14 protein-coding genes are annotated in these 13850 nt (G+C 62.9%); 8 read left to right on the top strand and 6 right to left on the bottom strand.

From position 1 onward, the window contains the following. Positions 1-15 precede the first annotated feature (15 nt). Positions 16-678, bottom strand: coding sequence for a hypothetical protein (locus JQ558_RS14885; protein ID WP_212294048.1), 663 nt, complete (start codon positions 676-678; stop codon positions 16-18). 320 nt (positions 679-998) lie between these two features. Between JQ558_RS14885 and JQ558_RS14880 the strand changes: the two genes are divergently transcribed. After that, positions 999-2594 (top strand): S10 family serine carboxypeptidase-like protein, encoded by a 1596-nt coding sequence (locus JQ558_RS14880; protein WP_212294047.1) that lies wholly within the window; start codon positions 999-1001, stop codon positions 2592-2594. Between the two features lie 1065 nt (positions 2595-3659). On the opposite strand, the gene JQ558_RS14875 is transcribed toward JQ558_RS14880, so the two are convergent. Further along, a complete protein-coding gene (locus tag JQ558_RS14875; protein ID WP_212294046.1) occupies positions 3660-6293 on the bottom strand; it encodes an EAL domain-containing protein in 2634 nt (877 codons plus the stop codon). A 309-nt stretch (positions 6294-6602) separates the two neighbouring features. Next, entirely contained in the window at positions 6603-7148 is a 546-nt protein-coding gene (locus JQ558_RS14870) for a lipopolysaccharide assembly protein LapB (RefSeq protein WP_212207309.1), read from the bottom strand. A gap of 469 nt (positions 7149-7617) precedes the next feature. Here JQ558_RS14870 and JQ558_RS14865 point away from each other — a divergent pair, with 469 nt between their 5' ends. After that, complete coding sequence (locus tag JQ558_RS14865) at positions 7618-8040, top strand: hypothetical protein (RefSeq protein ID WP_212207310.1); 423 nt, start codon at positions 7618-7620, stop codon at positions 8038-8040. Between the two features lie 16 nt (positions 8041-8056). Here JQ558_RS14865 and JQ558_RS14860 read toward each other — a convergent pair whose 3' ends face one another. Continuing rightward, positions 8057-8587, bottom strand: coding sequence for a MarR family winged helix-turn-helix transcriptional regulator (locus JQ558_RS14860; protein WP_212207311.1), 531 nt, complete (start codon positions 8585-8587; stop codon positions 8057-8059). 147 nt (positions 8588-8734) lie between these two features. Between JQ558_RS14860 and JQ558_RS14855 the strand changes: the two genes are divergently transcribed. From JQ558_RS14855 to JQ558_RS14845, 3 genes are all read left to right on the top strand, one after another. Next, positions 8735-9781, top strand: a complete 1047-nt coding sequence (locus JQ558_RS14855; RefSeq protein WP_212294045.1) for an alpha/beta fold hydrolase — start codon at positions 8735-8737, stop codon at positions 9779-9781. Positions 9782-10135: 354 nt separating this feature from the next. Beyond that, complete coding sequence (locus JQ558_RS14850) at positions 10136-10849, top strand: outer membrane protein (RefSeq protein ID WP_212294044.1); 714 nt, start codon at positions 10136-10138, stop codon at positions 10847-10849. 190 nt (positions 10850-11039) lie between these two features. Then, a complete protein-coding gene (locus tag JQ558_RS14845; RefSeq protein ID WP_212036121.1) occupies positions 11040-11279 on the top strand; it encodes a hypothetical protein in 240 nt (79 codons plus the stop codon). A 94-nt stretch (positions 11280-11373) separates the two neighbouring features. On the opposite strand, the gene JQ558_RS14840 is transcribed toward JQ558_RS14845, so the two are convergent. After that, positions 11374-11637, bottom strand: coding sequence for a hypothetical protein (locus JQ558_RS14840; RefSeq protein WP_212207314.1), 264 nt, complete (start codon positions 11635-11637; stop codon positions 11374-11376). 208 nt (positions 11638-11845) lie between these two features. Here JQ558_RS14840 and JQ558_RS14835 point away from each other — a divergent pair, with 208 nt between their 5' ends. The 3 genes from JQ558_RS14835 (at position 11846) to JQ558_RS14825 (ending at position 13269) form a co-directional block, all read left to right on the top strand. Next, positions 11846-11956 (top strand): glucose transporter, encoded by a 111-nt coding sequence (locus JQ558_RS14835; protein ID WP_212207315.1) that lies wholly within the window; start codon positions 11846-11848, stop codon positions 11954-11956. A 99-nt stretch (positions 11957-12055) separates the two neighbouring features. Then, the gene (locus tag JQ558_RS14830) at positions 12056-12424 is read left to right on the top strand and encodes a hypothetical protein (RefSeq protein ID WP_192733974.1); all 369 of its coding nucleotides are present in this window, start codon (positions 12056-12058) and stop codon (positions 12422-12424) included. After that, positions 12421-13269, top strand: a complete 849-nt coding sequence (locus tag JQ558_RS14825) for an alpha/beta fold hydrolase (protein WP_212294043.1) — start codon at positions 12421-12423, stop codon at positions 13267-13269. Before JQ558_RS14830 ends, JQ558_RS14825 begins: the two co-directional genes overlap by 4 nt. A 96-nt stretch (positions 13270-13365) precedes the next feature. Here JQ558_RS14825 and JQ558_RS14820 read toward each other — a convergent pair whose 3' ends face one another. After that, positions 13366-13776 carry a hypothetical protein gene (locus tag JQ558_RS14820; RefSeq protein WP_212207317.1) on the bottom strand — a complete coding sequence of 137 codons (411 nt, stop codon included), beginning with the start codon at positions 13774-13776 and terminating at the stop codon, positions 13366-13368. Positions 13777-13850: the final 74 nt, after the last annotated feature.

The raw sequence follows: 13850 nt of genomic DNA, 5'->3' as shown, positions 1-13850 counted from the left end.
GGAGGTCCGGCACGACTAGTCCAGCCGCAGCAGCCGGCCGACGATCGGCGTCGCGCCGGGCTTTGCCTGCGCGTCGACCCGGAACACGATTTCCGACGATTTGAACGAGGCGGCGTAGAGACCGCCGGGGACCAGGGCGACGTTCTCGCCGGCGAAATCGACGAACTTGCCCTTGAGCTGGGTGCCGCCGAGCGCGATCTGGTGACGCTCGCCGGCGAGGTCGAGCCGGCGCACCACCAGCGTGCCGCGGCCCTTGGCCTGCACGAACGGTGAGGCGCCGTAGATCGTCAGTTGCGGCTCGGGCAGCGAAGCGGTTTTGGCGCTGCGGAGCAGGGTGGCGGCGACGGCGCTGGTGTCCTTGGTGGTGGCGTTGGCCTGGTTGGAATCGCAGTTCGTCCTCTCCGCCTTGAGGACGGCTTGATCGACCATGCTCTCCTCGTTGCCGACGACAACGGTGCCGGCGCCGCTGATGGTCTCGCGCCGGCAGGACTTCAAATAGCTAAGCACGACGGAGCCGCCGTCGGCGATCTTGATGACGGATCTGGCGGTCACATAGTCCATGAACTCGGCGCCGGTCACCTTGCCCTTGATGTCCTCGACCACCGCAACCGGTGAATCCGCCGCGGCGGGAGAAGCCAGCGTCAGCAGGCCGAGGCAGGCAACAATCGCACGTTTCATTTTGGTCCCCATTGGAAAGCGCAGGTTCTTTAGTCTCGCCAGCGCCAAAATGGTTTCATGGATGAATCAAAATAATTGGCCGGGTCCGCCGGCGGAACCGACCGATATCACCTAACGGTTGGCGAGGACAACCATGGCGATGCGGCGGATCAAGCCCCATGCGGATTGCTTTCACGCAATACTGTCGGGATTGTGATGCCAGCGGGTTTCGTCCTGTTGTAGCACAGCTCTTCTGTCGCCATCCCAGGCTGAAATCCGCGGCGCAACCGCGCGGCGCAGGGAGCAAGTGGCCGGGAGCAAGTGAGAGGGAGCAGGACGTCATGGCTTTTCGCTTCACCGCGCGGCGTCATATGCAACTCGCCATCACGCTTGTCATGCTGTCTTGCGTGGCCGGCGCGCGCGCCCAGGACGCAAGCCCGACGGCCGCGCAGCAGCAACCTGCCGCGACGCCGACGCCGGGGCCAACGCTTCCGCCGCAACCGCCGCAGGGACAGAAGGGCGGCGGACGGCGCGGCGACGCCGCCACGCCGCAACCGGTTTCCGATCAGCACCGGCTACCGCCGGATTCCACCACCAAACAGACGCTGGCGCTGCCCGGGCGCACGCTGGCTTTCACCGCGACCGCAGGTTCGATCCGGCTGTTCGACGAAAAAGGCGAGCCGCAGGCCGACATCGCCTACACCTCCTACCAGCTCGACGGCACCGATCGCGGCACGCGGCCAGTCACGTTCCTGTTCAATGGCGGGCCGGGCGCATCATCGGCGTGGCTGCAGTTCGGCACTGCCGGACCGTGGCGGCTGTCGATTACAGGAGATGGCGCGATAGCTTCCGCTTCGCCCGAGCTTGTGCCCAATGCCGAGACCTGGCTCGACTTTACTGATTTGGTCTTCATCGATCCCGTGAGCACCGGCTATAGCCGCTTCGTCGCGACGGGTGAGGACGCGCGCAAGCGGTTCTTCAGCCTGGATGGCGACGTCAGTTCGATCGCGCTGGTGATCCGGCGCTGGCTCGAAAAATACGACCGGCTGCTGTCGCCGAAATATGTCACCGGCGAAAGCTATGGCGGCATCCGCGGCCCGAAGATCGTCCGCAACCTGCAGACCCAGCAGGGCATCGGCGTGCGCGGGCTGATCCTCGTCTCTCCCTTGCTCGACTACCGCGAATTTTCCGGCTCCAGCCAGCTCCAATATGTCCACCGGCTTCCCACCATGGCCGCGGTGGCGCGCGAAGCGAAGAGTCCGGTGAAATGGGCCGATCTCGCCGATGTTGAACGCTACGCGCGCAGCGAATTTGTCAGCGACCTGCTCAAGGGGCAGGCGGACACCGAGGCCACCAACCGGCTCGCCGACAAGGTCGCGTCGTTGACCGGCATCGATCAGGCCGTGAGCCGCCGGCTTGCCGGACGCTTCGAGGTCGGCGAATTCCGCCGCGAGTTCGACCGCCGCAACGGCCGGGTGACCGGACGCTATGACGCGTCGGTGTCGGGCTTCGATCCCTATCCGGATTCGGACTCCTCGCACTTCGGCGATCCGTCCGGGGATTCGCTGATGGCGCCGTTGACCAGCGCCGCCGTCGATCTCACCACGCGCAAGCTGAACTGGCGGCCGGACGGCTCGTACCATCTGCTCAACGGCAGCGTCCTCAGTTCCTGGGATTTCGGCCGCGGACCTGCCGAGTCGGTTTCCCAATTGCGGCAGATTCTCGCGCTCGACCCGAAGATGAAATTGCTGGTCGGGCACGGCCTGTTCGATCTCGCCACACCGTATTTTGCCTCGAAGATCATCCTCGACGGGTTGCCGGCCTTCGCCAGTCCGAACCGTGTCAAACTCGTGGTCTATCCCGGCGGCCACATGTTCTATTCACGCGATGCGGCACGGCAGGCGTTTCGCAGCGAGGTGCAGGCGGTGATGAAGTGAGGGGACCTTCGCCACTTGCCGTCATTGCGAGGAGCGAAAGCGACGACTTGTCCGCCGTAGCTCGAAGAGCGAAGGAGGAAGCAATCCATGGGCCGGCTTGGCGCGGTATGGATTGCTTCGCTTCGTTCGCAATGACGCCTGTGCGTCACCATAATTCTTCTTGAGAGACCGAGTGGACAATCCGCACGAAGCGTGAGTCGCCGTCTTGATCGGCGCATTTTAGTACCTACATGCACTGTGCGGCGGCGCCTCGCGCTGTCGCTGCCCTCTTTTGGGGCGTTTCCTCCCTAGACTTGGGCCGCTTGTTCATTCAAGCGGCCCTTTTTTCGTTTATGCATGGGTATGCGACAAAACAACCCGTCGGGCAAATCACTTCCGATTTACGGAAACCGTGTCAAGCAGAAAAATTCCGTAAATCAAAAATATTTCTGTTGTCGGCCGACCCAAATCAGTGCGCATCTATCGCCATCCCGTCCTGGTCAGAAGGGCGTCGGCCGTCGTCACGGACGTTGGACGGGTTGCGGTGGACGCTGGTTTACGCCTCGACGACGGCGTGGATAAGCGTACGGCAAAACCGTGTGGTCCTGGCACCCGTTGCAGGTGTCAAGCTGTCGGGTAGGCGAGAGCTGAACGGCAGCGACGGAGTCAACCAAGAACTCGTCTCCGGGGAGATCACGGCATAAGCCGTAAAGCCATTGCGCAGGGAAGGCCGGGTGTTCACCGCTGCCCTGTATGCTCGTGTGCACTTTGTTTTGTGCAAACCGCACACGAGACCGCGGGTGCAGCGCGCACCCGGTCTTCCCTGCGCCCTCTATTTTCGAGGGCGGGAAGTTTCTGGCAAAGCTCGGGCGCAATCCGTCGCGAGATCGCGAAACTACGTTTAGACCACGGTGCAACAACAAACACCGCTGTCGTCCCGGCCTTGAGCTCAGATGCGCAATTGCGCATCGGGGGACCCATAACCACAGGGAGAAGTTTTGCGAAAGGTGTTTGATACCGCGGCCTCATCGAGAAATCACGCGGTATGGGCCCCGACTCAAGGCCGGGACGACGATGAAAGCGGCTTTACGAGTTGGTGCCGGAAGCGATGCGTGGTGAAGCCTCGGCCAGCGATCGTCCGACGTGCCGCAGCACTCTGCTGGCCTGCGCGGCGCTATGGTCGAGCAGCCAGCGGCCGAACGCGTCGGGCGACAGCGCGCGGGCGTAGAGAAATCCTTGAACGACGTCGCAGCCAAGTTCGGTCAGCAAGTTCAGCTGCCCGTCGCTTTCGACGCCTTCGGCGACGACGGTGAGGTGCAGGCTCTGGCCAACGCGAACCACCGATGTGACGATCGCCAGCGCGCTGGGGTCGCTCCCGACATCGTGCATGAAGCTGCGGTCGATCTTCAACTCGCGGATCGGCAGATGCGCCAGCCGGCTCAGGCTCGAATAGCCGATGCCGAAATCATCCAGCGACAGGCCGACCCCCAGGTCGCGAAGCGCATGCATCGTCTCGATCGCAACCGAGCGCTCGTTCATGATCACGCCTTCGGTGATCTCGAGCATCAGCACTTCCGGCGGCAGGTCATGGTCTGCGAGAATTCCGGCGACCGCTGCGGCCAGGTTCGGGTTCTGGAAATTGATCGGCGACAGGTTGACCGACACGCAGGGGATATCCACGCCGGCGCCGCGCCATTCCGCCATTTGCCGGCAGGCCTCGCGGAGCGACCACATGCCGATCTGTTCGATCAGTCCGCACTCTTCGGCGAGCGGGATGAACTTCGAAGGCGAGACTTCGCCGAGCTCCGGATCATACCAGCGCGCCAGCGCCTCGACGCCATAAATGCCGCCGTCGCCGGTCCGGATCTGCGGCTGATACTGCAATTGCAGAACGTCGCTGGCGAGCGCGCGCCGCAACGCCGCGCTGTGGGCCAGCCGCTGTTCGGCCAGCCGATCCATGTCGGCGCTGAAGAAGCGAAACGTGGAGCGGCCGGCCTGCTTGGCCTTGTACATGGCGGCATCCGCCTGCTGGATCAGCGTATCGATATCGGTCGCGTTGTCCGGATACATGCTGATGCCGATGCTGGCGGACATCGCGACCTGCTTGGCGCCGATCTGAATCGGATTGACCAGGGCCTCCGTCATCCGCGACGCCATCAGCGAGGCTTCGGCCGCGTTGCGGTTCGGCAGCACGATCACGAATTCGTCGCCGCCGAGCCGCCCCAGCATGTCGCCCCGCTGGATCTGCGCGCGCAGGCGCTGGGCAAATCCGACCAGCAGTTCGTCGCCGGCCGAGTGTCCGAGCGTATCGTTGACGTCCTTGAAATTATCGATGTCGAGAAACGCCAGCGCAACGTGTCTGCCGGCCGGGCAGGCGTTGGTCGCCTCAAGGATCAGATCGCGCAGGCGCGCGCGGTTCGGCAGGCCGGTCAGCATGTCGTAATAGGCGAGCCGAGCGATCTGGGCGCGGGCCTCCTTGCGCTCGATCGCGAGCCCGCCGAGATCGACGCAGGCGTCGACGATCCGCTGATGCCAGCGGCTGGGCGCGCGACATTCCCGGTAGTAGAACGCGAAGGTACCGATCACGCGGCCGTCCTTGCCCTTGATCGGCGTGGACCAGCAGGCGCGCAGGCCAACCTCGAGCGGGCGGGTCTTGAACGGCTGCCAGCGCGGATCGGTGTCGATGTCCTCCGCCAGCACCGGCTTGCCAAAATACGCCGCGGAGCCGCAGGAGCCGATGTTCGGACCGATCGCGACGCCGTCCAGCGCCCGCGAATAGTCCTCGGGAAGGCTGGGACCGCCCAGCGGGTGAACCAGTCCGCCGGCGTCGATGTGAAGCAGCGAGGAGACGACGTCAGGCGCGATCTCTTCGACGCGCCGGCAAAGCCGGTCGGCGATGTCGGCGATCGGGATTTCATCGGCCAGCGCGCTCATGATCAGCTGCTGCAGCGAACGCAGCTGCTTGGTCTCGGTGATGTCGGTCAGCAGGGCGAACATGTAGTTGGACCGTCCGCGCCCGTCGCGGAACGTCTTGACGTTGGCCGAGACCCAGATCTCGTCGCCGTTCCTGTCGTAGGCGAGGACTTCCTCTTCACCGCCGGCTTCCTCGCCGACCCAGCGTCGCAGCCTGGCCAGCGTCCTGCGGTCGGTATAGCGGCCCACCAGCAGTTCGCCTGCAAACCGGTCCTTCGCCTCTTCGAGCGAGTACCCGAACATTCCCGTAAACGCGGCGTTGGTATAGACGACCTTCAGATTGCGGTCGGTGACGATGACGGCGCGGCTGGTCCTGTCGGCGACCAGCGAGAGCAGGGCCAGCCTTTCACGCCGCGCGACCTCCTTGGTGATGTCCCGCACGAATGCGATGGTGCGGCATTGCCCGTCGATCGCGAGATTCGAAAGCCAAAGCGCCACGCGAATCCGGCTGCCATCCTTGCGCGCGATCGTGATCTCGGCGTTGCGTCCATGCGGAACGTCGTTGCGGCTCACCTGGTCCGAGGCCGGCGTCGCGACATGATGATGTTGCAGGTCCTTGAGCCCGAGATCGCCGACATGGCAACCGAGCGCTGCTGCGCGGTCCAGCCCGAAGATGAGTTCGGCCGCGGCGTTGCAATACCTGACGTGAAGCTCGCGATCCAGGATCAGCACGGCGTCGTTCGCCCGCTCAAGCGCGGCCAGCAGAACGTCCGGCGTTTCGGCCGCGGGGTAATCGCCTGTGCTCATCATCCAACCCTGATGCCCGTCTGGAACCCATCGGGGCCTTGGTCCGATGGGGCGGCGGCGTCATTTTGGTGAAAAGCCTAGGGGAGCATGGGTGTTGAAATGGTTCTTCGATCCCGTCCCGGTTGGCGGAAAGAGATCATCCTTAAGGATTCGCTAATGAATAGCCGAGCAACCGGCGTCAGCGGCCAGGCTGGAACGCGATTTCCGTTGTGCGTGACAGAAAAAGGAAAGGTGCCGGCGGCGGATCGCGTCGGCACCCATCCATTTTCGTATTGCCGCTCCCCGCCACGAAGCGAGGGCGTTGACGGCTCAGTAAGCCAGACCGGTTCCCGGCGGCTTTTCGAGCGCTGCGGCGAGCGAGCGGTATTCCTCACTCGAGGTGCCGGCAAGCGCCGCGATCTTGTTCAAATGGTACTGCGCGGATTCGCGGTTACCCTGTTCGACCTGCCACAAGCCGTAATATTGCCAGGTCTTGACGTGGGTCGGGTCGGCCTTGAGCGCGCGCTCGTACCAGATCTGCGACACCTTGTAGTCGCCGAGCTGGCGATAGGAATAGCCGATCAGATTGGCGACCGCGGCGCTGTCGTCGCGGCCGAGCGCCTTCAACTGTTCGATCGCCGAGGCGTAGTCGTGGCGATCGTAGATCGCGGCATAGGCGGCGCGATAACCGGTTGCAAATGCGGTTTCCTGCGTGCTCGGGCGCACTTCGCTCGATCGCTTCTTCTTTTTGCTGTTATCGGGCGGCGGCGGCGGACTGCTGTCGGGTGCGGCGTAGACCACGCTGACGACGGGGGCCGCCGTCAGCGTCAGCGTGAACATCGCCAGCGTCAGAAGCCTGATAGCAAGTTTGGTCATGCGTCTCTCCAGTTGAACAGATCAAGAAACCCGACTTCGAAAAAATCAGTAGAAAAGGACGGTGCCATCAGGCGATCCTATACCGAAGCTCGCTGATTTGAACACCTGGCGGTTGGGAACATTCCCGACGCATAATGCCATTCCCGTGATTTGGCGTTGCTTTGGGAACGTGACGAAGATGTCATGCAGATGAACGACGTCCGCTGTCGCGCTTCACGAGGGGTTCAGCGCGGGGGCGCTAGTGTCGTCCGCAGCCACCATCAAACTGATCCGCGGGCGCGGTTCGATCCCCATTGCCCCCGACGCGCCGGCGGGTATCAGGCCGACCCACGCGCCATTGCTTCCCCAATGGCCGTGGGTTGGCGCCGATGTCAGCGGTCCAATCCGGGCGCGATAAGCGAGTTGCGAATTCCATTTCGGCGCCGCCCGGTCTAAGAGATAGCCTCGGGGGCAGGTGGAAGACTTACGCTTGGGGACATCAGCAAAATTCGCGGCGATCGTGTTGCTGCCGATCGTGCTCGCGGCCTGCGCGGGCAGCGACGAGGTCAGGAGCATCACCTATACCGACGACCGCGGCGTCTCCAATCAGCCGTTTCCCAACAATTACAAGGGCGAGATACTCCTGTTCATGAGGACCTATCTCAACAACCCGGTCGGCGTGCGTAACGCCGTGATGGCGGAGCCGATACAACGTGTCGTCGGGGGACGGCTGCGTTACGTCAGTTGCCTGCGCTTCAGCCCGCGCGATTCCGACGGCAATTACGCCGAACCGCGCGAACGTGCGATACTTTACGTCGATGGCCGGCTCGACCGCATCATTGAAAACGCCAGCGAGCCCTGCGCCGGTGCGGTCTATGCGCCATTCCCCGACCTGGAAAAGATGGCGCGGTAGCGGCCGGCGCTCGGGATTACGCGCCTTGCTTTGCCGCCGCGGCCGAGGGGCTTGCCGGCGCGCCGGTCGGCGTATCCTGCATTGATTTGATCAGGTTGTTGCGCACCGTGACCACCGCCTTCTGCAGCCTGGGGAATTCCTCCGGCGAAAGCCCGGAAGCCTTCACCAGATTCCTTCCTCCGAGTTTTTCGCGCAGCCCGCGCCCGGCCTCGGTCAGGCTGACCAGCACCTGGCGCTCGTCGGCGGCATCGCGCTGCCGGCGCAGATAACCCATCGTCTCGAGCTTCTTCAGGATCGGGGTCAGCGTGTTGGATTCGAGGAACAGCTTTTCGCCCAGACTTGAGACGGTCTGGTTGTCGTTTTCCCACAACGCCACGATCGCAATATATTGCGTGTAGGTGAGGCCAAGTTCATCGAGAAGTGGTTTATAGGCCCGGCCAAAGGCGAGGTTGGCCGAATAGACCGCAAAGCACAGGAAGTCGGCGAGCTTTCGATCCGTAGGCTGTGGATCTGCAGGCAGTGGGTTCGAAGACTTGGTCGGTTTCATCCTGATGCTCCCGGGCACACGCGATCGTGACGGTTGCAGAGCATATATATCGGATACGATTAAATCGGAAGGGTTGACATCAAGAATATTGGGCTATTAGATCGTGTCCGAGTTAATCGTATTCGATCAGTATAGGAGGGAGCCCACATGTCCGACAACATCAACCTTGGTCGCCGCCGTTTTCTTGGCGCCGCTGCAACGACTCTGGCAGCCGCCCAGCTCGCCCTGGCTGGCCCGGCCGACGCACAGTCCGGTAACGCCAAACCGGTGACGGCGATCAAGCCTGGGACGCACAGGTCGTTTCCTGCCATCAAGCAGATCAACGCCGGGGCCCTCAACGTCGGATACGCCGAAGCAGGACCCGCTGATGGTCCGCCGGTCATCCTGCTGCACGGCTGGCCCTATGACATTCACGCCTTTGTCGACGTCGCGCCGATCCTGGCCTCGGCCGGTTTCCGGGTGATCGTCCCGCATCTGCGCGGCTACGGCACCACGCGGTTTCTCTCCAGCGACACGCCCCGCAACGGTCAGCAGGGCGCGCTCGCGGTCGACGTCATTGATCTGATGGATGCGCTCAGGATCGAGAAGGCGGTTATCGCCGGGTTCGACTGGGGCGCACGGACCGCCGACATCGTCGCGGCGATCTGGCCGCAGCGGGTCAAGGCGCTGGTTGCGGTGAGCGGCTATCTGATCGGCAGCCAACAGGCCAACAAGGCGCCGCTGCCGCCGAAGGCCGAGCTTTCCTGGTGGTACCAGTACTATTTCACGACCGAGCGCGGCCGGGCCGGCTATGAGAAATACACCCGCGATTTTGCCCGGCTGATCTGGCAAACGGCTTCGCCGAAGTGGAATTTCGACGACGCGACGTTCGAGCGCAGCGCAGCCTCCCTCGACAACCCGGATCATGTCGCCATTTCGATCCACAATTATCGCTGGCGGCTCAGCCTGGCCGAGGGCGAGGCGAAATACGACGATCTGGAGAAGCGGCTCGCCGCATTTCCGGTGATCTCGGTGCCGTCAATCACCCTCGAAGGCGATGCCAATGGCGCTCCGCACCCCGATCCTGCCGCTTATGCCAAGAAGTTCTCAGGCAGATACGCGCACCGCCTGATCACCGGCGGCATCGGGCACAATCTGCCCCAGGAGGCGCCGCAGGCGTTTGCCGAGGCGGTGATCGAGGTTGCCGGCTATTGAGCCGGGGAGGGCTTCCGGGATGCCTTCGAAAATCGAGCGTCCCGGAAACCCGAATGGCGGCTCTTTTGCGGAGGGTCCTCCGACTTAGCGGAGGGTCCTGCGACCCGAAAGATGAACGGAATTCAATCACTTTTTGGCGACCCTTGAACCTCGCCTTAGTTATCTCCGACATCAACAAAGCGGGATACCTGCCGGTAACGCAGGAAAAAACCTAATATGCGAGGGAACCAAAGCGCTCTGTTGCCGCGCCGTCACAGTTGAGCACCGTTCGGTGCTCCGGCATTGCCGCAAAGCAACCTAATTGAGGTCACGTTGTTTGGTTTGATGGCGGAACGTTAGTCACGGGGAATGAAGATGAAGAAGATTTTGCTCGGCGCTGCCGCGCTGGCCGCAATGGCGGCTCCTGCTTTCGCGGCGGACATCCAGCCTCGACCTTATACCAAGGCGCCGGCCTACACCGCGCCGGCGCTGGTCTATAACTGGACCGGTTTCTATATCGGCGGCCATGTCGGCGGGGCCTTTGCGGGTACCGACTCCCTGCAAAGCAGCGACGCGCGCTTCCTCGGCGGTGTGCAGGGCGGCTTCGACTACCAGTTCGCGCCCAACTGGGTGGTGGGTGCCGAAGCCCAATACAGCTGGCTGAACGGCGGCAGCAATAATGGCGTGCTGTTCCCGGGCGGTACGCTGGTGACCAGCAATACCGACCAGCTTGGTTCGGTGACCGGCCGGGTCGGCTACACTTGGGGGCCGGCGTTGCTCTACGCCAAGGGCGGTTATGCCTGGCGGGACGGCAACAATCTCGGTGTCACCGTGGGCGGCGTCCCGCCGGGCTTCACCACCAGCGGCAACCGCAAGGACGGCTACACGGTCGGCGGCGGCCTCGAATACATGTTCGCGCCCAACTGGTCGGCCAAGGCCGAGTACCAGTATTATGATTTCGGCAAAACCACCTTCACGGCTGGCCCCGCCGACGTCACCGGCCAGAGCTTCCGGAACGACGAACACACCGTCAAGGTCGGCGTGAACTACCGGTTTGGCTGGGGTGGCCCCGCGGCCTCCAAATACTGAGGGCTTGCTACCTAACCAGACGGAAAAGGCCGGCGGGAAGCCGGCCTTTTTGTTTTCAGGGGGCGCCGCCGGACGGCACGAAGCGCCATCCGCAGCTGTTGGTACCTCGCGAAAAATAATTTTCGCGGTGCGCGCAACTTTTTGTCATCTTCGGCTATTATGGTCCGGTCGGCTGGTTGGACAATCAAACATGCGTGCTTTTGCGTTAGGGCTGATATTCTCCGCAGCGTCGCTGCCATGCCTTGCCCAGACTGTCCTGAAATCAGAACCGCTCATCCTTGCTCCCTATGAAATCGCCTTCGTACAGGACGCCAACTGTCCGGTTGGGAAGGTGCTCAAGGTGACCGGCGCGATCAGGGGACTGAACCGTCGCAAGGCGTGCGTCGTCCTCGCCTCGGAACAGGCTTCACTGGCAGCCGCGACGCCTTAAGAAGGCGATCGTTCGATTTTTCCTCCGGCCGTAAGGCCGGCCCGTTCCCGTGCGGCCTTTTATCTCCGCCGACGACACCCGCGAAGCGGCTGCGTCAGGCCGCTTTCGAACCCAACTGCAGCACCGAACGGGCGTCGCGCTCGGCCTCGGCCTTGTTTCGCGCCGGATCTTCGTCCGGGTCCGGCTGGCAGGGCTTGATCTCGTAGTCATTGTCCAGCACCGGTCGCGGCGCCTGCCTTTCCTCATCGGAAACCGCATCGACCACGAGCCCCGACTGTCGGGCCAGCCTCCAGACATCGGCCTCGGTCGGATAGGCCTTGCTCAGCTTGGCCTCTTGGCAGAATAGCGCGTAGGGCATGCGTGGGGGCTCCAGCAAAAACGGTCAACGTTGCAGCCCCTTTTGGGTTCTGGCTTGGCTGGTATTCCGCCCGTTCAGGGCTCACGAAGGGCTGAAATGGCCCGTTTCGACGGCATTTTGGCGGAGTCCCTGAGTCGTAAACGAGTCATGAATCCCGCGAAAAAGAATCCCCGAGACTCCTCGGCTAGAATCGCTGGATGTTTCGGCCATGAGAACGATCGTCCAGACTCACTCCTGCGAGCGTGTCCAACTCACGCTCACGGTCGCGCTGCTGGTGGCCTGCGCGGCCAACATCGCGCTGGTCTGGGCGTGGCTTTAGCGGCCGGGGAGCGATTGACCGCGCGACCAATCCACCCATCATGCAACACAACAAGTTCGGGCCGCGAGGCGGCTCGATGACATGACGGGCGGGACGGGAATGATCGAGACGCTGCAAGCGCGGGTCAATGGCGATGCGGGACTGGTCCGGCGCGGCCGCTATCTCACGACCAGCTTTCTTCTGGAGGTCGGCCAGTCAGCCTTTCTGATTTCGATCCATGAGGGCCGAATCGTGTCGGTGACGCCAGGGCCGTTAGTGATGCCGTCTTCGGCTTTCGCGCTTCGCGCCTCCGAGGAGGAATGGAAGAAGTTCTGGAGCGAGCGCCCGCCGCCGGGCTCCAACGATTTGCTGGCGCTGATCAAGCGGCGCGTGCTGAGGGCCGAAGGCAATCTGCAGATCTTCATGGCCCATCTGCGTTACTTCAAGGAAGCGCTGGCCAAGCTCCGCGCCACGGGAGCTGGCGCATGAGCGCGAGGTTCGAGCCGATCGTCGGCCGCTACATGCATCTGGAATTGTTCGGCCGGCCACACCGCATCTATGTCGAGCAAGCGGGCGAAGGCACGCCGTTACTGTGCCTGCACACCGCGGGCAGCGATGGCCGGCAATATCGCGCGCTGATGAACGATGTGCGCATCACCTCAAAGCATCGCGTCATCGCCTTCGACATGCCCTGGCACGGCAAATCCTCGCCGCCGGCCGGCTGGCACGACGAGGAATACCAGCTGACCTCGGCGCAATACACGACCATGGTCCTGGAAGTTTCGGCGGCACTCGAGCTCGACAAGCCGATCCTGATCGGCTGCTCGATCGGCGGCCGCATCGCGCTGCATCTGGCGCTCGAACATCCCGAGCGCTTTCGCGCCATCATCGGCCTGCAGGCCGGCGCGCATGTCGATCCCTATTACGATCTGAATTTCCTGCACCGGCCGGATGTGCATGGCGGCGAGGTCTGCGGCGCCATCGTCTCCGGTCTGGTCGGCCCCGATGCGCCGGACCGTGAGCGTTGGGAAACGATCTGGCACTACATGCAGGGCGGACCCGGCGTCTTCAAAGGCGATCTGTATTTCTACAAGCTCGACGGCGACATCCGCGGCCGCGTCGCAGAGATCGACACCAGGCGCTGTCCGCTGTTTCTGCTGTCCGGCGAGTATGATTACTCCTGCACTCCGGAGGAAACGCTGGCCGTGGCCAACAGCATCAGGGGTTGCGAAGTCACCATCATGAAAGGGCTCGGCCACTTCCCGATGAGCGAAAACCCGGAGCTGTTTCTGACGCACCTGCTGCCGGTGCTGGAGAAGATCGGCAGGGCCTAGAGGATTTTCAAGCGAAGCATGCCCTCGGACTTGATCCGAGGGTGGATTCCGATCCGCCTTACGACAACCCGTCAAACAAGAGGATTGGGGCGAGGGCTATTTGCCCAGCGGCGGCGGCGCGGTGTCTTCACGCAGCGCGGCGTGGACCTTGGCCATGGTGGCGCTGCAATAGGCCTCGCGCTCGCGGTTGAAGCGCTCCTGATGCGCGCGGAAATTGGCGACACGGGCGCGGATTTCGGACTGGAAATCGACCTTGGGCTCGGGACGTGCGTTCTGGACCGGCTTCGGCGGCGCGACGGAGATGGTTTCGGCCAGCATCGCCTCGATGTCAGGCATCGACACCGCGGGCGTGGCTTTGGGCACGTCAAAGGGTGCGGGCGCTTCCGGGCTTACGAAAGAGGCCGGATTCGCAAGGAATTGCGCCGCGTCCGGCTTCTTCCCGGTCACCGATTGCACGAATGCCATCGTCTGCGCGATCAGGAGGTCGCGTTCCTTCATCCATTTCATCGCACACCTCAACCCAAGTCATTCCAGCAAAAGGCTTTTGTGGAATCAAGAGCAAGTGTTGAACTTGGCTAATG

This window comes from Bradyrhizobium sp. AUGA SZCCT0160 (assembly GCF_018130105.1).
Lineage (GTDB): Bacteria > Pseudomonadota > Alphaproteobacteria > Rhizobiales > Xanthobacteraceae > Bradyrhizobium.
This window is presented reverse-complemented; position numbering and strand designations above follow the sequence as displayed.

Coding starts and splice junctions, on each gene's coding strand:
- JQ558_RS14855 (WP_212294045.1), top strand. CDS start 8,735: ATGTCCGACAACATCAACCTTGGTCGCCGCCGTTTTCTTGGCGCCGCT.
- JQ558_RS14880 (WP_212294047.1), top strand. CDS start 999: ATGGCTTTTCGCTTCACCGCGCGGCGTCATATGCAACTCGCCATCACG.
- JQ558_RS14860 (WP_212207311.1), bottom strand. CDS start 8,587: ATGAAACCGACCAAGTCTTCGAACCCACTGCCTGCAGATCCACAGCCT.
- JQ558_RS14885 (WP_212294048.1), bottom strand. CDS start 678: ATGAAACGTGCGATTGTTGCCTGCCTCGGCCTGCTGACGCTGGCTTCT.
- JQ558_RS14840 (WP_212207314.1), bottom strand. CDS start 11,637: ATGCCCTACGCGCTATTCTGCCAAGAGGCCAAGCTGAGCAAGGCCTAT.
- JQ558_RS14820 (WP_212207317.1), bottom strand. CDS start 13,776: ATGAAATGGATGAAGGAACGCGACCTCCTGATCGCGCAGACGATGGCA.
- JQ558_RS14845 (WP_212036121.1), top strand. CDS start 11,040: ATGCGTGCTTTTGCGTTAGGGCTGATATTCTCCGCAGCGTCGCTGCCA.
- JQ558_RS14870 (WP_212207309.1), bottom strand. CDS start 7,148: ATGACCAAACTTGCTATCAGGCTTCTGACGCTGGCGATGTTCACGCTG.
- JQ558_RS14875 (WP_212294046.1), bottom strand. CDS start 6,293: ATGAGCACAGGCGATTACCCCGCGGCCGAAACGCCGGACGTTCTGCTG.
- JQ558_RS14830 (WP_192733974.1), top strand. CDS start 12,056: ATGATCGAGACGCTGCAAGCGCGGGTCAATGGCGATGCGGGACTGGTC.
- JQ558_RS14835 (WP_212207315.1), top strand. CDS start 11,846: ATGAGAACGATCGTCCAGACTCACTCCTGCGAGCGTGTCCAACTCACG.
- JQ558_RS14850 (WP_212294044.1), top strand. CDS start 10,136: ATGAAGAAGATTTTGCTCGGCGCTGCCGCGCTGGCCGCAATGGCGGCT.
- JQ558_RS14825 (WP_212294043.1), top strand. CDS start 12,421: ATGAGCGCGAGGTTCGAGCCGATCGTCGGCCGCTACATGCATCTGGAA.